17 protein-coding genes are annotated in these 24,118 nt (G+C 72.2%); 8 read left to right on the top strand and 9 right to left on the bottom strand.

Features of this window, described 5'->3' with window-relative positions; translation table 11 throughout:
* Window positions 1-14 precede the first annotated feature (14 nt).
* From ACJ9NR_RS29630 to acnA, 4 genes are all read right to left on the bottom strand, one after another.
* A complete protein-coding gene (locus tag ACJ9NR_RS29630; protein ID WP_412491907.1) occupies window positions 15-3,287 on the bottom strand; it encodes a GH92 family glycosyl hydrolase in 3,273 nt (1,090 codons plus the stop codon).
* Window positions 3,288-3,637: 350 nt separating this feature from the next.
* Window positions 3,638-4,717: a lytic polysaccharide monooxygenase auxiliary activity family 9 protein gene (locus ACJ9NR_RS29625; RefSeq protein WP_412491908.1), complete on the bottom strand. Its 1,080-nt coding sequence runs from the start codon at window positions 4,715-4,717 to the stop codon at window positions 3,638-3,640.
* Between the two features lie 626 nt (window positions 4,718-5,343).
* Complete coding sequence (locus ACJ9NR_RS29620; protein ID WP_412491909.1) at window positions 5,344-6,984, bottom strand: sensor histidine kinase; 1,641 nt, start codon at window positions 6,982-6,984, stop codon at window positions 5,344-5,346.
* Window positions 6,985-7,129: 145 nt separating this feature from the next.
* On the bottom strand, window positions 7,130-9,847 hold the full coding sequence (gene acnA / locus ACJ9NR_RS29615; protein WP_412491910.1) for an aconitate hydratase AcnA: 2,718 nt from the start codon (window positions 9,845-9,847) through the stop codon (window positions 7,130-7,132).
* 460 nt (window positions 9,848-10,307) lie between these two features.
* On the opposite strand from acnA, the gene ACJ9NR_RS29610 reads away from it, so the two are divergent.
* A complete protein-coding gene (locus ACJ9NR_RS29610) occupies window positions 10,308-11,837 on the top strand; it encodes a helix-turn-helix domain-containing protein (protein ID WP_412491911.1) in 1,530 nt (509 codons plus the stop codon).
* Between the two features lie 216 nt (window positions 11,838-12,053).
* Here ACJ9NR_RS29610 and ACJ9NR_RS29605 read toward each other — a convergent pair whose 3' ends face one another.
* On the bottom strand, window positions 12,054-12,518 hold the full coding sequence (locus ACJ9NR_RS29605; RefSeq protein ID WP_412491912.1) for a DUF6299 family protein: 465 nt from the start codon (window positions 12,516-12,518) through the stop codon (window positions 12,054-12,056).
* Window positions 12,519-12,744: 226 nt separating this feature from the next.
* Between ACJ9NR_RS29605 and ACJ9NR_RS29600 the strand changes: the two genes are divergently transcribed.
* A complete protein-coding gene (locus tag ACJ9NR_RS29600; protein WP_412491913.1) occupies window positions 12,745-12,939 on the top strand; it encodes a DUF5999 family protein in 195 nt (64 codons plus the stop codon).
* 25 nt (window positions 12,940-12,964) lie between these two features.
* On the opposite strand, the gene ACJ9NR_RS29595 is transcribed toward ACJ9NR_RS29600, so the two are convergent.
* Window positions 12,965-13,363 carry a RidA family protein gene (locus ACJ9NR_RS29595; protein WP_412491914.1) on the bottom strand — a complete coding sequence of 133 codons (399 nt, stop codon included), beginning with the start codon at window positions 13,361-13,363 and terminating at the stop codon, window positions 12,965-12,967.
* The gene (locus ACJ9NR_RS29590) at window positions 13,360-14,808 is read right to left on the bottom strand and encodes an acyl-CoA dehydrogenase family protein (protein ID WP_412491915.1); all 1,449 of its coding nucleotides are present in this window, start codon (window positions 14,806-14,808) and stop codon (window positions 13,360-13,362) included. The genes ACJ9NR_RS29595 and ACJ9NR_RS29590 overlap by 4 nt, the downstream gene beginning before the upstream one ends.
* A gap of 126 nt (window positions 14,809-14,934) precedes the next feature.
* Here ACJ9NR_RS29590 and ACJ9NR_RS29585 point away from each other — a divergent pair, with 126 nt between their 5' ends.
* From ACJ9NR_RS29585 to ACJ9NR_RS29565, 5 genes are all read left to right on the top strand, one after another.
* Window positions 14,935-16,551, top strand: coding sequence for an AMP-binding protein (locus ACJ9NR_RS29585; RefSeq protein WP_412491916.1), 1,617 nt, complete (start codon window positions 14,935-14,937; stop codon window positions 16,549-16,551).
* A gap of 15 nt (window positions 16,552-16,566) precedes the next feature.
* Window positions 16,567-17,379: a PaaX family transcriptional regulator gene (locus ACJ9NR_RS29580; RefSeq protein WP_412491917.1), complete on the top strand. Its 813-nt coding sequence runs from the start codon at window positions 16,567-16,569 to the stop codon at window positions 17,377-17,379.
* Window positions 17,380-17,493: 114 nt separating this feature from the next.
* Entirely contained in the window at window positions 17,494-18,045 is a 552-nt protein-coding gene (gene cysC / locus ACJ9NR_RS29575; RefSeq protein ID WP_412491918.1) for an adenylyl-sulfate kinase, read from the top strand.
* Window positions 18,042-18,956 carry a sulfate adenylyltransferase subunit CysD gene (gene cysD / locus ACJ9NR_RS29570; RefSeq protein ID WP_412512742.1) on the top strand — a complete coding sequence of 305 codons (915 nt, stop codon included), beginning with the start codon at window positions 18,042-18,044 and terminating at the stop codon, window positions 18,954-18,956. The genes cysC and cysD overlap by 4 nt, the downstream gene beginning before the upstream one ends.
* Window positions 18,957-18,958: 2 nt before the next feature.
* Entirely contained in the window at window positions 18,959-20,170 is a 1,212-nt protein-coding gene (locus ACJ9NR_RS29565; RefSeq protein WP_412491920.1) for a sulfate adenylyltransferase subunit 1, read from the top strand.
* A gap of 31 nt (window positions 20,171-20,201) precedes the next feature.
* Here ACJ9NR_RS29565 and ACJ9NR_RS29560 read toward each other — a convergent pair whose 3' ends face one another.
* Window positions 20,202-22,526 carry a bifunctional salicylyl-CoA 5-hydroxylase/oxidoreductase gene (locus ACJ9NR_RS29560; RefSeq protein WP_412491921.1) on the bottom strand — a complete coding sequence of 775 codons (2,325 nt, stop codon included), beginning with the start codon at window positions 22,524-22,526 and terminating at the stop codon, window positions 20,202-20,204.
* A gap of 7 nt (window positions 22,527-22,533) precedes the next feature.
* Window positions 22,534-23,361 (bottom strand): enoyl-CoA hydratase family protein, encoded by an 828-nt coding sequence (locus tag ACJ9NR_RS29555; RefSeq protein WP_412491922.1) that lies wholly within the window; start codon window positions 23,359-23,361, stop codon window positions 22,534-22,536.
* Window positions 23,362-23,659: 298 nt separating this feature from the next.
* Here ACJ9NR_RS29555 and ACJ9NR_RS29550 point away from each other — a divergent pair, with 298 nt between their 5' ends.
* Window positions 23,660-24,109: an ATP-binding protein gene (locus tag ACJ9NR_RS29550; RefSeq protein ID WP_412491923.1), complete on the top strand. Its 450-nt coding sequence runs from the start codon at window positions 23,660-23,662 to the stop codon at window positions 24,107-24,109.
* Window positions 24,110-24,118: the final 9 nt, after the last annotated feature.

The following is a 24,118-nucleotide window of genomic DNA, read 5'->3' as shown; positions in this document are numbered from 1 at the left end:
CGGCTTCGGCGACGTCAGCCGGTCGCGAGCGTGCACACGTGCAGGTCCGTGTTCTGCGGCAAGGTCACCTTCGCGATGGTCCTCCCCTCGGGCGCCACGAACGGCTTGGTGGCGAAGACGTACGTGGCCACCGGGTCCTTGTCCGCGCCCGCGACGTTGCGGTACGCGGTCTTCGCGACGACCTCGTTGCCGTACTGCACACTCCCGCCGCCTCCGCCGACGGTCCAGTCGGTGAAGGAGAGGTCGATCGTGTCGGTGCCGCCGTCGGAGTAGGTGACGGTGGCCCTGGTCTGCTGGTTGCCGTTGACCGCGCTGCCGATGAACGACAACTTCGCCGCCGGGTCGGCGAGTTCGATGCTCTGCCCGGACGCCGAGACGTTGTCCGGGCGGGCGGACGGCGAGTCCGGCCAGCGGAAGGCCAGTCCGTCGACGGTGCCCTGCCCGCCCGGGGTGAGACCGGCGGCGGCGAGGGCCTGACGGGAGTAGCTCCAGCCGCCGCCGTCGTAGTCGGCCTCGGCGTGGTCGCCCTCGTCGTCCGAGACACCGGTGTTGTCGTAGGCGGCGAGGAGCGTGCCGGGGGCGGCCACCGTCAGGGCCACGGGCTGCTGGTAGGAGGTGTCACCCGAGGTCACCGTGACCTTGGCGTCGTAGAAGCCCTGCGCGGCGTCCCCGGCGGCCGAGAGGGTGATCTCCTGTGAGCCGCCGGAGACGGTTCCCTCGGCCGGGGTCGCGGTGACCCCGTCGGGCACCTCGACCTTGAACCGGACCTCGGGCCCGCTGCCGCCGCTCATCGACAGGGCGCGGATGCCGACCTTCGTGCTCTCGCCCGGCGCGATCGTCGCCGTGGTCGGACCGACGCCGATCTGGTACGGCTGCTCCCCCGCGCGGAAGGAGGGCGGCGCGTCGGACGGGTCGCTGCCCCACTGCTGGTCGGGCGTCGAGGAGAGCGTGTAGTCGAGCCGGCCGCCGTGGCGCACGAGCGAGGACGGCAGCCAGGGGCGCTCGCTGGTGCGGCCGCCGACCTTCAGGGAGTGGATGTACGGGGCGTCCGCGGCGGCGCCCTCCGCCCGGATGGAGATGTCGCCTCCGCGCGGCCGGTCGATCTCGATGCGCGGGAACAGCGGTGAGGCGAGGACGAGTTCGGCGCGCGAGGGCACCTGGGGGTACATGCCGAGCGCGGAGAAGACGTACCAGGACGACATCGCGCCGAGGTCGTCGTTGCCGGGGATGCCCTCCGGCCGGGCCGACCACAGCTGCCGCATCGCCGCCCGGACGGTCTCCTGCGTCTTGTACGGGGCGCCCGCGTAGTCGTACAGATAGGGCACGTTGATCGACGGTTCGTTGTCCAGCTCGGACTTGTCGCCGCCGCTGCCGGTGAGGGCCCAGTTGCCGTCACTGTCGTGGAAGAAGGCGTCGAGCCTGGCCAGCGCCTTGTCCCTGCCGCCCATCGCGGCGAACAGACCGGCCGGGTTGTGCTGCACCATCCAGGTGTACTGGGCGGCGGTGCCCTCGACGAAGCCGTTGCCCGTGGCCGGGGTGAAGCCGGTGACCCAGCTGCCGTCGGCCTTGCGGTTGGCGATGTAGCCGCCGGTGGGGTCGGCGGCGAGGTTGAAGTTGTTCTGCCACCACTGGGAGCGCTTGGCGAAGGCCGTGGCCGTGTCCTTCTCCCCGGCGGCGGTGGCGAGTTGGGACAGGGAGAAGTCCGCACCGGACATCTCCAGGGTCTCGGCCGCGCCGCCCCAGGCGTTCGACACGGACGGCATGTAGTGGAGTTTCAGGTACTTGTCGAGGGAGGGCCGCTGGCCGACCGAGAGCACCGGCTTCCCGGCGGACGACAGGTCGCCCTCGGTGGGGACCGTGGCCGCCCTGACCAGGGAGTCCAGCGCTCCGCGCAGGTCGAAGCGGGTGCCGCCGAACGCGCGGATGCCGGCCAGGGCGGTGGGCGAGGGGTCTCCGTTCATGACGTGCGTGCCGCTCGCGCCGTGCAGCCAGCGGTCCCAGACGCCGCCGTTCTGCCGGGCAAGCTCGTACAGCGACTGCGCCACGTCGGAGCCCGTGCGCGGGCTGAGGAGCGTCAGCAGCTGCACCTGGTCGCGGTAGACGTCCCAGCCGGAGAAGGTGCCGTACTGGGCCCCGTGTCCGCGCGCGACCCGGTGCACCTCGCCGTCGCTGCCGCGGTACCTGCGGTCGACGTCGCTGATGACGTTCGGGTGCATCATCGCGTGGTACAGCGCGGTGTAGAAGGTGGTGCGCTCGGCGTCGGTACCGCCGCCGACCCGGATCGCGCCGAGGCGTGCGCGCCAGGCGCGGCGGGCGGCGTCCCGCACCGCGTCGAAGGAGCGGTGCGGCGGGTTCTCGGCCGCGAGGTTGGCGGCGGCGCCGGCCTGGCTGACGTAGGAGATGCCGACCTTGACGTTCACGGGACCGGAGCCGGGCGCGAACTCGACGTAGCCGCCGGCGCCCTTGCCCGCGACGGGCCGCCCGCCGTGCGAGAAGCCTCCCGTGCCGCCGCTCGCCGAGGTCGAGCCCGGGCTGAGCCTGTCGTCCTGCCAGGTGCCGGTCGCCTTGAAGGCGCGGTCGAAGCGGGCGGTGAAGTAGAGCGTGTAGTAGGGGCGCCGGCCCTCGGGGTCCAGGTAGCCGCAGAAGTTCCCGGAGGTCACGGAGCCGGACACCGTGCGGGTCGCCGGGTCGATGCGGACCGAGGAATCGGTGGAGCCCACCTCGGAGTTGGCGGTGCGGATGAGCAGGGAGGCGGGCTTGCCGGAGGGGAAGGTGAAGCGGCCGGAGCCCGTACGGGCCGTCGCCGTGAGGTCGGCGGTGACTCCGGACGCGAGCCCCACCTTGTAGTGGCCCGGCTCCGCGGTCTCGTCGGAATGGCTGAAGTCGGACGCGTACACGGCGTCCTCGGTGTCGCTCGCGGGCGAGGAGGTCACCTCCCCGGCGTACGGGAAGAACGGGATGTCACCGCTGCCGCCCGCGCAGCCGGTGCCCGACATGTGGGTGAGGCTGAAGCCGCGGACGCGGGTGGCGTCGTACTGGTAACCACCGGGCGCGGCGGTTCTGGTCGCGTCGCCTCTGGTGTTCTCCGGGCTCCAGGAGAGCATGCCGAACGGCGTCACGGCGCCCGGGAAGACGTTGCCGCCGTTCCGGGTGCCGATGAGCGGATCGACGTACGCGGCCGGGTCCTTGACCAGGTCCGGCGGTGCGGTCGCCGCCGCGAGGGCGGGAGTGGCTCCGCCGACCGCGAGCACCGCGGCCAGCAGCATTGACGTGGGACGGAAACGCATGGAGCGGCCCCTCCTCCTTGGGACGGGTCGCGCACCACAGGTCGCACAAGCCGCAGGGACAGTAACCCGCGCCGCGCTCACCACGGAAGAGTGCGTGCGGACGCGCGGGGGCGCGCGGGACGCCGCCCGCATCGACCGGGTGATCCAACTGGCTTGACATCGTTGTCCGTTGACGGGGTAAAGTTGTCCGCGGACCATCAGACAACGTTGTCGCACCGCAGCGTCGCCACAAGCCAGCTCCATCCGGAACAGGTGAATCCCCCGGCCTGCCCGGCTCGCGGACCCGGTGGCCCGACACACCCCACCGGGTCCGCCCTGAGCAGTCCGCGCGCCGGGTGCGGCACGCGTGTCTAGCCGACCCGGCAGTCCGGGCCGGTCGCCGTGTCACCGCCGTCGCCCTTGACCACGTATCCGAAGGTCGTGCTCTCCCCCGGAGCCAGCGAACCGTTCCAGTCGGCGTTGTGGACCATCACGTCCTGGCCGGTGTAGGTCGCGTCGCCGTTCCAGAGGCTGTCGACCCGCTGGCCGTCCGGCAGCGACCAGCCGACCATCCAGCCCAGCATCGGGACGTCACCGGTGTTGGTGACGGTCACCCGGGACTGGTAGCCGCCACTCCAGCTGCCGGTGGTCTCGCGGGTGGCGGTGCACCGGCCCGGCACCGGACCGGTCGGGTCGCCCGGGTCGTGGACACCCGTCACCTCGCCGTTGCCGCCGTCGAAGACCACGTCGGAACAGGAGTAGAAGGTCTCGGCGCTGTCCGAGCGCTGCCAGACCATGTAGATGATGTGACGCCCCGTCTTGTTCTCCGGCAGCTTGCCGCTCCAGGAGTAGTTGGCCTCGACCGTGCCCGGGGTGCCGTTGAGCGGCGGGTGGTCGACCGTGAGGAAGGGGGTGTCCTCCATGTCGTCCCAGGTGAGCGTCTTGGTCGGGTCGAAGCCGTCCTTGGTGATGTAGACGTAGAACGAACCCGGGTGCGCCGCCCAGGCGTTGTAGGAGAAGTCGACGGTGGCACCCGAGGTCAGGTGGGTGAGCGGCCAGTCGTCGCGGGGGAGGTCGAAGCCCGCGAAGCTGGGGTTGCCGCCGCTGCACAGCTCCCCGTCCGGCACGAAGCCGCGGGTGCGGCCGGCGCCGTCGGAGCGCAGCACGGAGAACCAGTTGTAGAAGGGCGTGGTACCGCCGACCTGCTGCGCCGCCTTGCAGGCCGGGTTGACGGGCTTGATCTCCCCGGTGTCGGTGAGTGCGTCCTGCCAGCACAGGAAGGTACGGCTGCCGGGTTTCATGGGTGTGCCGTGCGCTTCCGCCCTGCCGCCCACGCTGACGACGAGCGCGAAGGCCGGGAGGGTGGCGAGGAGGCAGACGAGGGCGAGGAAGAGGGCGCGGGTGCCTGGCCGGCGCGGGGAGCGCCGCACAGGCGTTGTTGTCAGGATCATGACATCTCGCTCCTTGGAGTACGGCTGCGGGGCGGTGTGCCAGGAGAGCGGGGCGGGCGCGATCTCGGGGGCGGCGGGTTCCGGTCCGCCGCCCCGGATATATGGGAGCGCTCCCACCCCGCTCGTGGGTGGAAGGTAGCGCCGCGCGGGCCGGTTGTAAACGGCGGGCGCACCGGCCGCGCGGTTCGGGACAGGAATCCGGCCGCGCGGTTCAGGAGGGGGAACCGGCCGCGTGGTTCAGGACGGGAAACCGGCCGCCCGGGAGTGCCGCCTGAACGCGGAGAGACCGCCGTACCGCGGCGCGGCTCAGCGCGGACACTCATTCCGCCGTACCGGTCGGCGGATCAGCGCGGACACCCGTTCCGCCTCACCCGGGCGGCGGCCCAGCTCGGACACCCGTTCCCCCGTACCCCCAGGGCAGCTCAGCCCGGACACCCGTTCCGCCTCACCCGGGCGGCGGCCCAGCCCGGACACCCGTTCCGCCTCACCCGGGCGGCGGCCCAGCCCGGACACCCGTTCCGCCTCACCCGGGCGGCGGCCCAGCCCGGACACTCATACCGCCGTACCCTCAGGGCCGCTCAGCCCGGACACCCGTTCCTGCGGCCCGGCCGCCTGCACCCGGTCCGTCACGGCGGACTCGTCACCGAGGTGCCGTGTCCGATCGCGCTCGGCCTCGACGGGCCCGTCGCGGGCCGGCCTCCCGTCGCGTCCTGGGCGTGCGCCGTCGTGTTCCGTGCCCGCGGCAGCAGGATCGTGAACTCCGTGCGTCCCGGCGCGCTGTCCACGTCGATGTGTCCTCCGTGCGCCTCCACGATCGCCTTCGCGAGGGCGAGTCCCAGGCCCGGGCCGCCCGCGCCGCCGGGTGTGCGTGAGCGGGAGGCGTCGGCGCGGGTGAAGCGTTCGAACACCCGCGCCAGGAGTTCCGGTGGGATGCCCGGGCCGTCGTCGCGGACGCGGACCGCGCAGTGCTCCGCCGTCGTCCCCGCCTCGGCCACCACCGTCGTGCCCGCGGGCGTGTGCGTGCAGGCATTGGTCAGCAGGTTCGTCACTGCCCGGCGGAGGTGCGTCTCCTCACCGAGGGTGACGGCGGGCCCGTGGAGGGGGAGTCCCAGCCGCCAGTGGTGGCCGGGGGCCGCCGGTCTCGCCTGCCGCACCGCCTCCGCCACCACCGCCGCGAGGTCGACCCGCGTGGCCTGGAGCGGACGCCCCTCCTCCAGGCGGGCCAGCGACAGCAGGTCCTCCACCAGAGCCGTCAGGCGGGCCGACTCGATCGATACGCGGCGCCAGGCCAGTACCGGCTCGACGGGTGCCGTGCCCCGGTTCATCAGCTCCGCGTACCCGGCGATCGAGGCGAGCGGGGTGCGCAGTTCGTGGCTCGCGTCGGACAGGAAGCGGCGCATCCGTGTCTCGCTGCGCCGCGCCCGCTCCTCGCTGCTGCGCCGTTCGGCGAGGGAGGTCTCGAGCCGGTCGATCATCCGGTTGAGGGCGGCGCCCACCTGTCCGGCCTCGGTGCCGGGATCGGTGTCGCGGACGGGGACGCGGGTGAGGGCGGTGGCCCCGTCGCGGTCCAGCGGGGCCAGGGAGACCTCGGCGGCGGTGGCGGCGACCCGGCGCAGGGGGCGCAGCTGACGTCGTATCACCACCGCGCAGACCAGGCCCGCGGCCGTCAGACCGGCCGTGGCCACCACCGCCTCCGCCTCGGCGAGTTCGCCGGTCATGTGCCGTACGCCGTCCATCGGGAGCCCGGCGACGACACGGACCCCGTCCGAGTCGAGCGCGGTGATCCGGTAGGTGCCGAGGTCCGGGACGCTGACGGTGTGTGCGGAGCCGTCGGCCGCCGTGCCCCGCAGGGCCGTGCGCTGGGCCGTGGTCAGGCTCCGCGGCGGGGTGTCCTGGCCGACGACCGCCGCGGAGAGGACCGTGCCGTCGTCGCCGAGCCGGCCGGCGAGCAGGCCGGGCGGGTGGCCGTTCCCGGCCAGGAAGGACAGATCCGTCCGGCTGTCGGGCCGGCGGCCGGCACCTTCCAGGCCGTGCTCCGCGGCGGCGGAGACCCGGGCGTCCAGGTCGCGCATCAGGTAGGTGCGTTGGACGAACGCGCTGCTGAGTGCCATCGCGGCGCACACGACGACGAGCACGGCGCCGGTGAACAGGAGCAGGCGGGCGCGCAGGGAGCGCCCGGGCAGGGGCCTTCCGCGCAGGGGGCCGGTCCGCTGCCGCCTCCCTGCCGGTCCGGTCGAGCGCCCCGGTGACGCGGAGATGCCTGGCATGTCTCGATCCTGTCCCGGCCGGCTGGGGGAAGGCTGTGTTCCACCTGAGGCTGGGTGATGACCCGGGGCGTTCCGGCGCGGACGCGGCGAGGGCCGCGTTCCCGGCCGACCGGGAACGCGGCCCTCAACGGCCCTGCGGCGCCGCTTACTTGCGGATCAGCGAGCGCAGCACGTACTGCATGATGCCGCCGTTGCGGTAGTAGTCGGCCTCTCCGGGGGTGTCGATGCGGACGACCGCGTCGAACTCGACACCGGTGTCGGTGGTGACCTTCACCGTGCGCGGCGTGGTGCCGTTGTTGAGTTCCTCCACGCCCGCGAAGGAGAAGGTCTCCTCGCCGGTCAGGCCGAGGGACTCGGCGGTCCGCCCCTCCGGGAACTGCAGCGGCAGGACGCCCATGCCGATGAGGTTCGAGCGGTGGATGCGCTCGTAGGACTCGGCGATGACGGCCTTGACGCCCAGGAGCGCGGTGCCCTTGGCCGCCCAGTCGCGGGAGGAACCGGAGCCGTACTCCTTGCCGGCCAGGACGACCAGCGGGATGCCCTGCTCGATGTAGTTGCGCGAGGCGTCGTAGATGAAGGAGACGGGGGCGTCCGCCTTCGTGAAGTCGCGGGTGTAGCCGCCCTCGGTGCCCGGCGCGATCTGGTTGCGCAGGCGGATGTTGGCGAACGTGCCGCGGATCATGACCTCGTGGTTGCCGCGGCGGGAGCCGTAGCTGTTGAAGTCGCGGCGCTGGACGCCGTGCTCGGTGAGGTACTGGCCGGCCGGGGTGTCGGCCTTGATGGCGCCGGCGGGCGAGATGTGGTCCGTCGTCACCGAGTCGCCCAGCTTGGCCAGGACGCGGGCGCCGGAGATGTCGGAGACCGGCTCCGGGTCCGGGCCCATGCCCTCGAAGTACGGGGGCTTGCGGACGTAGGTCGACTCGGCGTCCCACTCGAAGGTGTTGCCGGTCGGGATCGGCAGCGCCTGCCACTGGGCGTCGCCCGCGAAGACGTCGGAGTAGGACTTGTTGAACATGTCCTCGCCGATGGCGTTCGCCACGACGTCGTTGACCTCGGCCTCGGAGGGCCAGATGTCCTTCAGGTACACCGGGTTGCCGTCGGTGTCGGTGCCGAGGGCGTCCCGGGTGATGTCCACCTTCATGGAGCCCGCGATGGCGTAGGCGACGACCAGCGGCGGGGAGGCCAGGTAGTTCATCTTGACGTCGGGGTTGATACGGCCCTCGAAGTTCCGGTTGCCGGAGAGGACCGAGGTGACGGCGAGGTCGTGGTCGTTGACGGCCTTGGAGACCTCCTCCGGCAACGGGCCGGAGTTGCCGATGCAGGTGGTGCAGCCGTAGCCGACGAGGTTGAAGCCGACCTTGTCGAGGTAGGGGGTCAGGCCCGCCTTGTCGAAGTAGTCGGTGACGACCTTGGAGCCCGGGGCGAGGGTGGTCTTGACCCACGGCTTGCGGGTCAGGCCCTTCTCGACCGCCTTCTTCGCCACGAGCGCGGCGGCGACCATGACGTAGGGGTTGGAGGTGTTGGTGCAGGAGGTGATGGCCGCGACCGTCACCGCGCCGTGGTCGATCTCGTAGGTGGAGCCGTCGGGGGCGGTCACGGTGACCGGGTTCGAGGGGGCGCCGTTCGGGATCGTGGACGGGGCGTCGGAGCCGGGGAAGGACTCCTTGCTGGCCTCGTACTCGTCGTTGACGTAGTTGCGGACGTCCTGCTTGAACTGCTCGGCGGCGTTCGCGAGGACGATGCGGTCCTGCGGGCGCTTCGGGCCGGCGATGGACGGGACGACCGTGGAGAGGTCCAGCTCGAGCTTCTCGGAGAAGTCGGGCTCGGCCTTCGGGTCCAGCCAGAGGCCCTGCTCCTTGGCGTACGCCTCGACGAGCGCGACCTGCTGGTCGCTGCGGCCGGTCAGGCGCATGTAGTTCAGGGTCTCGTCGTCGATCGGGAAGATCGCGGCGGTGGAGCCGAACTCCGGGGACATGTTGCCGATGGTGGCGCGGTTGGCGAGGCTCGTGGCCGCGACGCCCTCGCCGTAGAACTCGACGAACTTGCCGACGACGCCGTGCTTGCGGAGCATCTCGGTGATGGTGAGCACCAGGTCGGTGGCGGTGGTGCCCGGCTTGAGCTCACCCGTCAGCTTGAAGCCGACGACGCGCGGGATGAGCATCGACACGGGCTGGCCGAGCATCGCGGCCTCGGCCTCGATGCCGCCGACGCCCCAGCCGAGGACGCCCAGGCCGTTGACCATCGTGGTGTGCGAGTCGGTGCCGACCAGGGTGTCGGGGTAGGCCTTGCCGTCACGGACCATGACGACGCGGGCCAGCTTCTCGATGTTGACCTGGTGGACGATGCCGGTGCCGGGCGGGACGACCTTGAACTCGTCGAAGGCGGTCTGGCCCCAGCGCAGGAACTGGTAGCGCTCCTTGTTGCGGCCGTACTCCAGCTCGACGTTCTGCTTGAAGGCGTCGCTGGTGCCGAACTTGTCGGCGATGACGGAGTGGTCGATGACCAGCTCGGCCGGGGCGAGCGGGTTGATCTTCGCCGGGTCGCCGCCGAGCTCCTTGACGGCCTCGCGCATGGTGGCGAGGTCCACGACGCAGGGCACGCCGGTGAAGTCCTGCATGATCACGCGGGCCGGCGTGAACTGGATCTCCTGGGACGGCTGGGCCTGGGAGTCCCAGCCGCCGAGGGCGCGGATGTGGTCGGCGGTGATGTTCGCGCCGTCCTCGGTGCGGAGCAGGTTCTCCAGCAGGACCTTGAGGCTGTACGGAAGGCGGGCCGAGCCTTCCACCTTGTCCAGCCGGAAGATCTCGTACGACTCGTCGCCCACCTGCAGCGTGCTGCGGGCGTCGAAGCTGTTCGCCGACACGACAGTCTCCTTCATTGATGTGCGCGTACTCACCACGATCCTGCCGCCACGGCAACGGGGCCGATCCGCTAAGGTAAGGCTAACTTAGGTCACCCTTACCGGGTTGGCGGCTGCGGTGCTCCTGGGCAGATATCTCGATGTCGAGATAACTCTAGTACATGGGGCCGGGATGGTCATGCCCGCCCTCCGTCCGGACGCGCCCCGGCGGCCCCGCCTGCCATGCGCGCACAGCCGGGCCCGATAGGTGATTATCCGGCCGAACGGGGCATTCGGCACGGGCGGGCGGGCGCACCCTCGGCGCGGTCACCGGCACCCGGGTCCGGGGTGCGCGAGGGGTGAGCGGCCATCAGGTCCGGCGGCGAAGGAGGCAGCCGTGAGGCCACGGGGCGGCGTTGACGGCCTGTCATCCGAACGGACCCCCCGGCGGGCATCATCTCATATCTGAGATAACCTCAGCCTCATGGCAGACGACTACCTCGTACGCATCGGCAGGCTCATCCGTGACGCCCGGCAACACCGCGGCTGGACTCAGGCGCAGCTCGCGGAGGCGCTCGGTACCAGCCAGAGCGCGGTGAACCGCATCGAGCGCGGCAACCAGAACATCAGCCTTGAGATGATCGCCCGCATCGGTGAGGCCCTGGACAGCGAGATCGTCTCGCTGGGCTACGCGGGCCCGATGCATCTGCGGGTGGTCGGCGGCCGCCGGCTCTCCGGTGCCATCGACGTCAAGACGAGCAAGAACGCGTGTGTCGCGCTGCTGTGCGCGTCCCTGCTCAACAAGGGACGCACGGTGCTGCGCCGGGTCGCGCGGATCGAGGAGGTGTACCGCCTGCTCGAGGTCCTGGGCTCCATCGGTGTGCGCACGCGCTGGATCAACGACGGCGTGGACCTGGAGATCGTGCCGCCCGCGGAGCTGAACATGGCGGCGATCGACGCCGACGCGGCCGTGCGGACGCGGTCCATCATCATGTTCTTCGGGCCGCTGCTGCACCGTATGGACCGCTTCAAGCTGCCGTACGCGGGCGGCTGCGACCTGGGCACGCGGACCATCGAGCCGCACATGATCGCGCTGCGCCGGTTCGGGCTGGACATCACCGCCACCGAGGGGCAGTACCACGCCCTGGTGGACCAGTCGGTGCGGCCCGACCGGCCGATCGTGCTGACCGAGCGCGGGGACACCGTCACGGAGAACGCGCTGCTCGCCGCGGCCCGTTCCGACGGAGTCACCGTCATCCGCAACGCCTCCTCCAACTACATGGTCCAGGACCTGTGCTTCTTCCTGGAGACGCTCGGCGTCCGGGTCGAGGGCATCGGCACCACGACGCTCACCGTGCACGGAGTGCCCGACATCGACGTCGACGTCGACTACTCCCCCTCCGAGGACCCGGTGGAGGCGATGAGCCTGCTGGCCGCCGCCGTGGTGACGGAGTCGGAGCTGACGGTGCGCCGGGTGCCCATCGAGTTCCTGGAGATCGAGCTGGCGGTCCTGGAGGAGATGGGGCTCGACCACGACCGCTCCGCGGAGTACTACGCGGACAACGGCCGCACCCGGCTGGTGGACCTGACCGTCCGGCCGTCCAAGCTCGAGGCCCCGATCGACAAGATCCACCCGATGCCCTTCCCGGGCCTGAACATCGACAACGTGCCGTTCTTCGCGGCCATCGCCGCCGTCGCGCAGGGCCAGACGCTGATCCACGACTGGGTCTACGACAACCGGGCCATCTACCTGACGGACCTCAACCGCCTCGGCGGCCGCCTCCAGCTCCTCGACCCGCACCGCGTCCTGGTGGAGGGCCCGACCCGCTGGCGCGCCGCCGAGATGATGTGCCCGCCGGCCCTGCGGCCCGCCGTGGTCGTCCTGCTGGCGATGATGGCGGCCGACGGCACGTCCGTACTGCGCAACGTGTACGTCATCAACCGCGGCTACGAGGACCTCGCCGAGCGCCTGAACTCCGTGGGGGCGCAGATCGAGATCTTCCGGGACATCTGAGCCCCGCGCACCGCCTCTGCGGCACCGGGCGCCGCCGGCCTCTCGGTCCGGCGGCGCGACGGGTGACGGGTGACGGGCGACGGGTGACGGGCGACGGGCGGAGACCGGTCCTCGGTACGTCAGTCGTCGGTACGTCAGTCTCGGCGTCAGTCCTCGGTACGTCAGTCGTCGGTACGTCAGTCTCGGCGTCAGTCCTCGGTACGTCAGTCCCCGGCGTCAGTCCTTGGTCAGGGTGACGTCGTGCCGCGCCATGGCGTGGAAGGTGGGCAGGGGCAGGATGCCGTGGAAGCTGAGCTCCGTGACCGTGGCCTCGACGCTGACCTTGCCCGGCGCGACCTCCATGGACGGCACGCTGCTGTTCTCCCAGCGGTGCTTCGCGCCGTCGCAGACGGCCATCGTGCCGCCGATGCCCTGGATCACGGTCGTGGTGCCCCCGGCGGAGGTCGTGGAGCTTTTCCGTACGTTGGAACTGACGAAGGCCGGTCCGTTGCTCCCGACGCAGCGGTAGGTGCCGGAGAGCGTGACGGTACCGTCCTCGGCGATGTGGCCCGTCGGGTCGACGGTCACCGTCTCCTGCTGATCCGCGGCCCGGTGCGGGGCCGCGCTCGCCGGGGCGGCCGGAGCGGCGAGCAGGAACAGCGCGGCACCGGCGGCGAGGGCCAGGGCGGGACGCTTGGTCATCGGAAACCTCCTGTAGGTGGGGCTTCCACTGGTACCCGGCCGGAACGCCCACGGCCGTGACCGTCACCCCTTCGGTGGCGAGTCCGCACCGAGCGTCGTGGAACGGTCCGGGGGTTGTCCGCGTGTTGTCACGCTTCCCGGTGGGCCGTTCCGGTGACGCCACGACGGGAGCATGGTCTACCCATGGGGACCGGACGGACGGCCCCGAGCGACATGGAGGTGCGCCATGTGTTCCCACCAGCCCTCGTGCCCTTCCTCCGGCGGCAGCGCGGCGCACGTCGTCGCCGCCCGCCCCGAGCAGGGCTGGAGCCTGCTGTGCGACGGGGCGATCGTCTTCGACGACACCGGTGAACTGACGCCCGACGGCCGGGCCGTCGCGCCGCACCGGGTGCCCGTCGGGCGGCTGGCCGTCGCGGCCTGAGCACACGGCCGCCGTGGGCCGCCGCCTACGGCAGCACGGCGAACCCGTCGAGCTCCACCATCGCCTGCTCGTCCCAGAGGCGCACCACCTCGACGACGGCCATCGCCGGATAGTCGCGGCCTGCCAACTCCCGCCACATCCGCCCCAGTTCGGGAGCGTGGCGGCGATAGGAGGCGACGTCGGTGGCGTAGACGGTGACCCGGGCGAGGTCGGCCGGGGTGCCACCCGCCGCACGCAGGGCCGCGAGCAGATTGGCCAGCGCCCGCCCGAACTGCTCGGGCAGAGCGTCGCCGACGATCTTTCCGTCGGTGTCGAGAGCGGTCTGGCCGGCCAGGAACACCACGCGGGTGCCGGTGGCGACGACGGCGTGGGAGAAGCCGGTCGCCGGGGAGAGTTCGGGCGGGTTGACGCGCTCGGTGCTCACCGGGATGCCTCCATGTCGGCGTACAACTCCTTGGCGATGATGCCGCGTTGCACCTCGCTCGCCCCCTCGTAGATGCGCGGGGCGCGCACCTCCCGGTAGAGGTGCTCGAGGAGGTGGCCGCGGCGCAGGGCGCGGGCGCCGTGCAACTGGACGGCCCTGTCGACGACGTACTGCGCGGTCTCGGTGGCGAGCAGCTTCGCCATCGCCGCGCGCTTGGGGACACCGGGAGCGCCCTCGTCGTACGCCGTCGCCGCCGCGTGGACCATGAGGCGGGCGGCGTCGGTGCGCAGCGCCATCTCGGCGACCTGGTGGGCGACGGCCTGCAGGTCCTTCAACTTGGCGCCGAAGGCGTCCCGTCGGGCGGTGTGCGCGAGGGTCGCGTCGAGTGCCGCCTGCGCCATGCCGACCGCGAACGCGCCCACGCTGGGGCGGAACTGGTTGAGGGTTCCCATCGCGACCCGGAAACCGCGGTCCACCTCGCCGAGCACGTCGTCCGCCGTGACGGGTACGCCGTCGAAGCCGAGGGCGCCGATGGGGTGCGGCGAGAGCATGTCGAGGGGCGTGCCGGTGAGCCCGGGCCGGTCGGCCGGCACCAGGAAGGCGGTCACGCCCCGCGCGCCCGCGCCTGGGGTGGTCCGGGCGAAGACGGTGTAGAAGTCGGCGCCGGGCGCGTTGGAGATCCAGCACTTCTCGCCGGTGAGCCGCCAGCCGGCACGGCCGTCGGACTCGGCGGCGAGGGACCCGGCGGAGACGGCGGAGACGGCGGCGGAGGACTCGGCAGCGGAGGGAACACCACCCGGACCACCCAGACCACCCAGACCACCCGGACCACCCGACCCGGCACCGGAGAAGCCGGCAGACCCGGACCCGCCGGACCCGGCACCGCGAAGGCCGGCCCGCTGCGGTTCTCCGGACCCGGCACCGCGAAGGCCGGCGGGCTGTCGGCCTGCGGTCTCGCCGGTGGTGGGTGTTCCGGGTTCGCCGGGCTCCGCGCGCCGGATGTCCGCTCCGCGCGCGTCCGCGTCCGGGCGCGCGGGCTCCGGCTCCGCGCGCAGTTCCAGCGCCGCCGCGTCCGAGCCGGCCCCCGGCTCCGTCAGCGCGAACGCCGCCACCGCCGTGCCGTCGGCGACCCTCGGCAGCCAGCGGTCGCGCTGGGCCGGGGTGCCGCAGGCGTGCACCGGGTGCGCGCCGAGGCCCTGCAGGGCGAGGGCGGTCTCCGCCTCCGTGCAGGCGTACGCCAGGGACTCCCGCATCAGGCAGAGGTCCAGGGCGCCCGCGGTGAACAGCCGCCTCAGGAGCCCGAGCCGGCCCAGTTCCGCGACCAGGGCGCGGTTGACGTGGCCGGGCTCGCCCTTCTCGGCGAGCGGGCGCAGCCGCTCCGCGGCGAGGGTGCGCAGCTCGCCGCACCAGGCGATCTGTTCCGGTTCGAGCGAGAATGCGGGCATTGCCGGTCCCCTCTCCTGCGCGCTTCCCTCCGACCGTATCGCGTACCGTTGACTGTCGTCACCAACACGATACGCTCGAAGCGCGAGCCCACCACGACGGCCAGAACGGCAAGGGGGCGCACCGCCATGAACGTCTCGGCCCATGTCGACACCTTCGCGCGCGACCACCTCCCGCCGCGCGAGGACTGGCCCGAACTCCGCTTCGACCTGCCGGAGCTGCGTTACCCCGATCGGCTGAACTGTGCGGCCGAGCTCCTGGACCACGCCGACCCCGCCCGCCCGGCGTTCCACACCCCCGCCGGCCCGTCGTGGACGTACGGCGACCTCCGCGCCCGCGTCGACCGCGTCGCGCACGTCCTCACCCGCGACCTCGGTGTCGTCCCCGGCAACCGCGTGCTGCTGCGCGGCCCGACCACGCCCTGGCTCGCGGCCTGCTGGCTGGCGGTGCTGAAGGCGGGCGCGGTCGCGGTCACGGTGCTGGCCCAGCAGCGCCCGCACGAGCTGAGCACGATGTGCGAGATCGCCGAGGTGCGGCACGCGCTGTGCGACGTACGGGCCGTCGACGACCTGGCGAAGGCCGAGATACCCGGGCTGCGCATCACGACGTACGGCGGTGACGCCCCCGACGACCTGCTGCGCCGGCCGGCGCCCGACACCCCCTACCCGGCCGTCGACACCGCGGCCGACGACGTCGCGCTGATCGCGTTCACCTCCGGCACGACCGGCCGGCCGAAAGGCTGCATGCACTTCCACCGGGACGTGCTCGCGATCGCCGACACCTTCTCCCGGCACGTGCTCAAGCCCCGCGCGGACGACGTCTTCGCGGGCAGCCCGCCGCTCGGCTTCACCTTCGGGCTCGGCGGTCTCGTCGTCTTCCCCCTGCGGGCCGGCGCGAGCGCGCTGCTGCTCGAAGAGGCCCACCCCGGGCAGTTGTTGGCGGCGATCTCCGAGCACCGGGTCTCCGTGGTGTTCACCGCGCCGACGGCCTACCGCGCGATGCTCGACGGACTCGACGCCCGTGCCGTCTCCTCACTGCGGCGCTGCGTCTCGGCCGGCGAGAACCTGCCCGCCGCCACCTGGCGGGCCTGGTACGACCGGACCGGGCTGCGCATCATCAACGGCATAGGCGCCACCGAGCTGTTGCACATCTTCATCTCCGCCGCCGACGAGCACATCAGACCCGGGACGACGGGCAGGGCCGTACCGGGCTGGCAGGCGCGGGTGCAGGACGGGGAGGGCAATCCCGTGCCCGACGGCGAGCCGGGACTGCTCGCCGTGCGCGGCCCCGTCGGCTGCCGCTACCTCGCCGACCCGCGCCAGCGGGCCTATGTGCGCGACGGCTGGAACCTCACCGGTGACACGTATGTCCGCGACACCGACGGCTACTTCCGCTACGTCGCCCGCGCCGACGACATGATCATCTCCGCCGGGTACAACATCGCGGGACCCGAGGTCGAGGACGCCCTGCTGCGCCACCCGGACGTGGTCGAGGCGGCCGTCGTGGGACGGCCCGACGAGGCGCGCGGGCAGGTGGTGGTGGCGTACGCCGTGCTCAAGGAGGGCGCCGAGCGGGACGTCGAATCGCTGCGCGCCTTCGTCAAGTCCGAGCTGGCGCCGTACAAGTGCCCCCGCGAGATCGTCTTCCTGGACGCCCTGCCGCGCACCGCGACCGGCAAGCTCCAGCGCTTCCGGCTGCGCGCCGAGCCGGACGTCGACGGTGACACCGATGGTGACCAGCACTGATGCCGACGACCTAAGATGATCAACGTGTCCGACCAGCATGCACCACGGTCTCTCATCGTCACGCTCTACGGCGCCTACGGCCGCTTCGCCGACGGCCCCGTGCCCGTCGCCGAACTGATCCGGCTGCTGGCCGCGGTCGGCGTGGACGCCCCCTCGGTCCGTTCGTCGGTCTCGCGGCTCAAACGCCGCGGGCTGCTGCTGCCTGCCCGCACGGCACAGAACGCGGCCGGGTACGAACTCTCGCCGGACGCACGCCAGTTGCTCGACGACGGCGACCGGCGCATCTACGCCGCCACGCCACCCGGGGACGAGGGCTGGGTGCTCGCCGTGTTCTCCGTCCCGGAGTCGGAGCGGCAGAAGCGCCATGTGCTGCGGTCCCGGCTGGCCGGTCTCGGCTTCGGCACGGCGACACCGGGGGTGTGGATCGCTCCCGCGCGGCTGTACGAGGAGACCCGGCACACGCTGCGGCGGCTGCGCCTCGACCCCTACGTCGACCTCTTCCGCGGCGAGCACCTCGGGTTCGCGGCGACCGCGGAGGCGGTGGCCCGCTGGTGGGACCTGGCCGCCATCGCCAAGGAGCACGAGGCGTTCCTCGACCGCCACGCGCCCGTGCTCACGGCGTGGGAGCACCGGCCGGACACCCCGCCGGAGGACGCCTACCGCGACTACCTCCTCGCCCTGGACTCCTGGCGCCATCTCCCCTACGTCGACCCGGGCCTGCCCGCCCGGCTGCTGCCCGAGGACTGGCCCGGGGTCCGCTCGGCCGCCGTCTTCCGGAGCCTGCACACCCGACTCCGGGACGCGGGGGCCGAGTTCGCGGGCGTGTGATCCCAGCCACACCTCGGGTCACTCACGCAACCCTCAGCCGTTTCTATCGCTCTTCTCAAGTTTCTTACCTAGGGTGCCTCGGAGCCCCCAAGGTAAGAAAAGAGGAAGCACCACATGATCACCACGGCACGGGCTCAGGGAGCCACCGTCTGGCTCACCGGACTGCCGAGCGCGGGCAAGACGACCATCGCCCGGCTGCTCGGCGAACGCCTCGAGGCCGAGGGGCACCGTGTGGAAGTCCTGGACGGCGACGAGATACGCCGTTTCCTCTCGGCGGGGCTGGGCTTCTCGCGGGAGGACCGCAACACCAACGTGCAGCGCATCGGGCTCGTCTCCGAGGTCCTCGCGCGCAACGGGGTGCTGTCCGTCGTGCCGGTCATCGCACCGTACGCAGACAGCCGGGAGGCCGTGCGCAAACGGCACGAGGCGACCTCGACGCCGTACCTCGAGGTGCATGTGGCCACGCCGGTGGAGGTGTGCAGCGAGCGGGACGTGAAGGGGCTCTACGCCCGCCAGGCGGCCGGTCAGCTGGTAGGGCTGACCGGCGTCGACGATCCCTACGAGCCGCCGGTCGACCCGGATCTCGTGCTGCCGACGCAGAACCAGACGCCGCGGGAGTCGGCGGACGCCGTGCACGCGGTGCTGGCGGAGCGGGGGCTGGTGTGAGCGCGGCGACGCGGGGCTTCACGCTCTGCCATCTGGACGCCCTGGAGTCGGAGGCGGTGCACATCTTCCGCGAGGTGGCCGGTGAGTTCGAGCGGCCGGTGATCCTCTTCTCCGGCGGCAAGGACTCCATCCTCATGCTGCACCTGGCACTGAAGGCCTTCGCCCCCGCCCCCGTGCCCTTCGCCCTGCTGCACGTGGACACCGGACACAACTTCCCCGAAGTCCTCGCCTACCGCGACCGCGTCGTCCAACGCCACGGCCTGCGCCTGCACATCGCCTCCGTCCAGGACTACATCGACCGGGGAATACTGCGCGAACGCCCCGACGGCACCCGCAACCCCCTGCAGACCCTGCCCCTGACCGAGAAGATCCAGAACGAGAAGTTCGACGCCGTCTTCGGCGGCGGACGACGCGACGAGGAAAAAGCCCGCGCCAAGGAACGCGTCTTCTCCCTGCGCGACGAGTTCTCCCAGTGGGACCCCCGCCGCCAGCGCCCCGAACTGTGGAACCTCTACAACGGCCGGCACGCCCCCGGCGAACACGTCCGGGTCTTCCCCCTCTCCAACTGGACCGAACTCGACGTCTGGCAGTACATCGCCCGCGAGGACATCGAACTCCCCCCGATCTACTACGCCCATCACCGCGAGGTCTTCCAGCGGGGCGGGATGTGGCTGACGGCCGGCGAGTGGGGCGGCCCCAAGGACGGCGAGAGCGTCGAGAAGCGGCAGGTGCGCTACCGCACCGTCGGCGACATGTCCTGCACTGGCGCCGTCGACTCCGACGCCGACACCATCGACAAGGTGATCGCCGAGATCGCCGCCTCCCGGCTGACCGAGCGCGGCGCGACACGCGCCGACGACAAGCTCTCCGAGGCCGCCATGGAAGACCGCAAGCGCGAGGGGTACTTCTGAGCATGACTGTGGACACGCTGCGCTTCGCCACCGCGGGCTCCGTCGACGACGGCAAGTCGACCCTGGTGGGCCGGCTGCTGCACGACTCCAAGTCGGTCCTCGCCGACCAGCTGGAAGCCGTCGAACACGCCTCCCGCAACCGCGGCCAGGAGACCCCCGACCTGGCACTGCTGACCGACGGCCTGCGCGCCGAGCGCGAGCAGGGCATCACCATCGACGTCGCCTACCGCTACTTCGCCACCCCCAGACGGCGCTTCATCCTCGCCGACACCCCCGGCCACGTGCAGTACACCCGCAACATGGTCACCGGCGCCTCCACCGCCGAACTGACCGTGATCCTCGTCGACGCCCGCAACGGCGTGGTCGAACAGACCCGCCGCCACGCCGCGATCGCGGCCCTGCTGCGCGTGCCGCACGTCGTCCTGGCCGTCAACAAGATGGACCTGGTCGGCTACCGGGAGCCCGTCTTCGCCGCGATCGCCGAGGAGTTCGCGGGACACGCGGCGGAGCTGGACCTGCCCGGTTTCACCCCGGTCCCGGTCTCCGCGCTGGTCGGCGACAACGTCGTGGAACGCTCGGCGCACATGGACTGGTACCGGGGCCCGGCGCTCCTGGAGCACCTGGAGACCGTCCCCGTCGGCGCCGAGGCCGCGGACGCGCCCGCGCGCTTCCCCGTGCAGTACGTCATCAGGGACGGCGAGGACCGCCACTACGCGGGCCGGTTGGTGTCCGGCTCGCTGCGGGTCGGCGACCGGATCACGGTGCACCCCTCCGGCGAGACCTCCGAGATCACCGGCATCGACGTGCTCGGGGCCGCCCAGGAGGCGGCCCGCGCCCCGCAGTCGATCAGCGTACGGCTCGCGGACCAGCGGGACGTCTCACGCGGCGACATGATCACAGCGGGGGCCGACGCACCGACCCTCACCCGAGAGGTGACCGCGCACGTCTGCCACCTGGCCGACCGTCCCCTGCGCGTCGGCGACCGCGTCCTGCTCCGGCACACCACGCGCACGGTCAAGGCGGTCGTCAAGGACCTGGCGGGGGCGGCGGAGCTGGCCGTGAACGACCTCGGCCGCCTCACCCTGCGCACCGCCGACCCGCTCCCCCTCGACGACTACGCCGTCTCCCGCGGCACCGGCGCGTTCATCCTGATCGACCCGGCGGACGGCGCGACCCTGACCGCGGGGATGGCGAGCGTGCGCTCACGAGGGTGAGCGCGGGCCGCGCCCGCCCCCTACCGGGCCGTCAGCTCCCCAGGGTGAGCCGTGGCTTCGGGGTGTCCGCGCGGCCCGTCCGGGGGCGGCGGCTGCCCGCCCGGTAGGGGGCGGGCCAGACGGCGCCCGGGCCGTCGTAGCCCTGTTCGGCGGCCGCGTGCAGGGTCCAGTGCGGGTCGTAGAGGTGGGGGCGGGCCAGGGCGCAGAGGTCGGTGCGGCCCGCCAGGATCAGGGAGTTGACGTCGTCCCAGGAGGAGATCGCGCCGACCGCGATCACGGGGACGCCGACGCGGTGGCGGATGCGGTCGGCGTACGGGGTCTGGTAGGAGCGGCCGAAGTCGGGGCGCTCGTCCGAGACGACCTGTCCGGTCGACACGTCGATCGCGTCGGCGCCGTGGGCGGCGAAGGCGCGGGCGATCTCGACGGCGTCCTCGGCGGTCGTGCCGCCCGCCGCCCAGTCGGTGGCGGAGATGCGGACGGTCATGGGTTTCTCGGCGGGCCAGACCTCCCGTACGGCGTCGAAGACCTCCAGCGGGAAGCGGAGACGGTTCGCCGGCGAGCCGCCGTAGGCGTCGGTGCGGCGGTTGGTCAGCGGGGAGAGGAAGCCGGAGAGCAGGTAGCCGTGGGCGCAGTGCAGTTCCAGGAGGTCGAAGCCGGCGTGGGCGGCGCGCCGGGCCGCGGCCGTGAACTGCTCGCGCACGTCGGTGAGTTGGGAGCGGGTCAGCTCGCGCGGGATCTGCCCGCCGGGCCGGTACGGCAGCGCGGAGGCGGCCGTCAGCGGCCAGTTGCCGTCGTCGAGCGGCTCGTCCATGCCCTCCCACATCAGCTTGGTGGAGCCCTTGCGGCCGGAGTGGCCGAGCTGCACGCCGATCGCGGTACCCGGGGAGCGTTCGTGCACGAAGTCGGTGATCCGCTTCCAGGAGTCGGCCTGCTGTCCGGTGTAGAGGCCGGTGCAGCCGGGTGTGATCCGGCCCTCCTCGCTGACGCACACCATCTCGGTCATCACCAGGCCGGCGCCGCCCAGGGCCCGCGCGCCCAGGTGGACGAGGTGGAAGTCGCCGGGAACGCCGTCGACGGCGGAGTACATGTCCATGGGCGAGACCACGACCCGGTTGCGCAGGGTCAGCCCGCGCAGCCGGAACGGCGTGAACATCGGCGGCGTACCGGGCGGGCAGCCGAACTCGCGCTCCACCGCACCGGTGAAGCGGGCGTCGCGCAGGCGGAGGTTGTCGTGGGTGACCCGGCGGCTGCGGGTGAGCAGGTTGAAGGCGAACTGGCGGGGCGGCTGGCCGAGATAGAGGTCCAGGTTCTCGAACCACTCCAGGCTCGCGCGGGCGGCACGCTGCGTGGAGGCGACGACGGGCTTGCGTTCCTCCTCGTAGGCGGCGAGCGCCTTGTCCAGGGAGGGCTGCTCCCGGAGACAGGCGGCGAGGGCGAGTGCGTCCTCGACGGCGAGCTTGGTGCCGGAGCCGATGGAGAAGTGGGCGGTATGGGCGGCGTCGCCGAGGAGCACGACGGCGCCGTGCGACCAGTGCTCGTTGGTGACCGTGCGGAAGGTGGTCCACGCCGACTTGTTGGAGCGCAGCGGCCGTCCGCGCAGCGCCTCCGCGAAGATCTTGGCGCAGCGCTCGACGGACCCGGCCTCGTCCAGTTCGGCGAACCCGGCGGCCCGCCACACCTCCTCGCGCATCTCGACGATGACGGTGGAGGCGCCGGATCGGTTCTGCGGCCCCGAGGGCCTCGTTGCGGGGTGGTGGCCGGGCGACGACGGGCGGGCGTAGGGGTAGCCGTGCAGCTGCATCACGCCGTGTTCGGTCTCGGCGATGTCGAAGCGGAAGGCGTCGAAGGCGAAGTCGGCGGCGAGCCAGATGTAGCGGCAGCTGTGGGTGGTCACGCGGGGGCGGAAGACGTCGGCGTAGGTCTCGCGGGTGGCGCTGTTGACGCCGTCGGCGGCGATGACGAGGTCGTGCGTCCGCGCCAGCTCGTCGGGGTGCGGGGCCTCGGAGCGGAAGCGGAGCTCGACGCCCAGGTCGCGGCAGCGGGTGTGCAGGATCTCCAGCAGGCGTTTCCTGCCGAGGGCGGCGAAGCCGTGGCCCGAGGAGGTGTGCCGTACCCCCCGGCGCACGATGTCGATGTCGTCCCAGCGGACGAACTCCTCGCACATCGCCGCGTAGACCACGGGATCGGCGTGCTCGATGCCGCCGAGCGTCTCGTCGGACAGCACGACGCCGAACCCGAAGGTGTCGTCGGGGGCGTTGCGTTCCCACACGGTGATCTCGCGGGTGGGGTCCAGGCGTTTGAGCAGGGCCGCGGCGTAGAGGCCGCCGGGACCGCCACCGATGATCGCGACACGCATCGCGGCCTCACCTCCCCTGCCACTTGGGGGGCCGCTTCTCCGTGAACGCCGCGTGGAACTCGGCGTAGTCGTCGCCGTTCATCAGCAACGCCTGGGTGGCGGCGTCCAGTTCGACCGATGCCGCCAGCGGCATGTCCAGCTCGGCCGTCAGCAGGGCCTTGGTCTGGGCGTACGCCAGGGCCGGGCCCTCGGCCAGGCGGTGGGCCAGTGCCCGGGCGGCCTCGTCGGCCCGGCCCTCCTCGGTCAGTTCGCTGATCAGGCCGATGCGCTCGGCCTCGGGTGCGCGGACGGGTTCGCCCAGCATGAGCAGGCGGGTGGCGTGGCCGAGTCCGACCACCCGGGGCAGCAGATAGGCGGCTCCCATGTCGCCGCCGGACAGGCCGACGCGGGTGAACAGGAACGCGAAGCGGGCCGTCGGGTCGGCCACCCGGAAGTCCGCCGCCAGGGCGAGGACGGCTCCGGCGCCCGCCGCCGCCCCGTGCACGGCCGCGATCACCGGGAACGGGCACTCCCGGATCGCCCGCACCGTCTGCCCGGTCATCCGGTTGAAGTCGAGGAGCTGGGCGGTGTCCATGGACAGGGTGGCACCGATGATCTCGTCCACGTCGCCGCCGGAGCAGAAGCCGCGGCCCTCGCCGGCCAGCACCAGGGCCCGTACCGCGCGCTCCCGGGACAGCTCGGCGAGCAGGTCGCGCAGGTCGGCGTAGGCACCGAAGGTGAGCGCGTTGAGCTTGTCGGGACGGGCGAGCGTGACCGTGGCGACCCCGTCCGCGACCTCGACGCGCAGGTGCTCCCAGCGCGGGGTGCGGGCGGCGGAGCCGGTGAAGGGACTCATGACGCGCGGCCTCCTCGGGGGCGGGCACTGCCGTACTGAGTTCTGCCCCTCGAAGTTATCACCCTTCCGTGACCGTCGTCAGGAGCGCGCGATAAGGTCGGCCGGATCCGACCCGGCCGGGTCACATCCGTCACGGCTCGTCGACAGACCGGCAACGGCCGGAGAAACCGTGCGAGGCGCGCCGTTGACCTGGGTAAGCCGCTCGTCGACGGGGCCGAAGGTCCCGTACGGGCCCTACCGGACGCCTCTGCCGGGCGGCGCCGTACCATTCATACGGTTGAAAGCAGGACAGCCTGCTATGAACGGACCCGCCTTGTACGAACGCCCCTCAGCCTCCGCCTCCTGGCGCATCGCGCTGCCGCACTCCACCGCGGCCGTGCCGGTGGCCCGTGCGCTCGTGCGCAGCGCGCTGGCCGAGCTGGACCACGGGGCCGACCGCGACACCGCGGAACTGCTCACGGCCGAGCTGGTGGCGAACGCCGTGGAGCACACCGTCGGCGACACCCCGATAGAACTCGTGGTGGAGGTGCTGCCGGGCGGCTGCCAGGTCGAGGTGCACGACCCGGACCCGATGCCGCCGTACGAACTGACCTGGCCCGGCGACAAGGAGCCCGACGTCTGGGACGAGAGCGGGCGCGGGCTGCTGCTGATCCGCACGCTCAGCTCGTCCTGCGGGCACCGGCCGACCGCCGCGGGCAAGGCCGTGTGGTTCCGGCTGCCGGCGGTGCCGCGGCGGCACCCCGTCTGAGCGCCGCCG

The sequence above is a fragment of the Streptomyces sediminimaris genome (genome assembly GCF_047049295.1).
In the GTDB taxonomy this organism is placed as follows: Bacteria; Actinomycetota; Actinomycetes; order Streptomycetales; family Streptomycetaceae; genus Streptomyces; species Streptomyces sediminimaris.
Note: the sequence above shows the minus strand (reverse complement) of the source record. Positions and strands in the feature narration are given on the sequence as shown.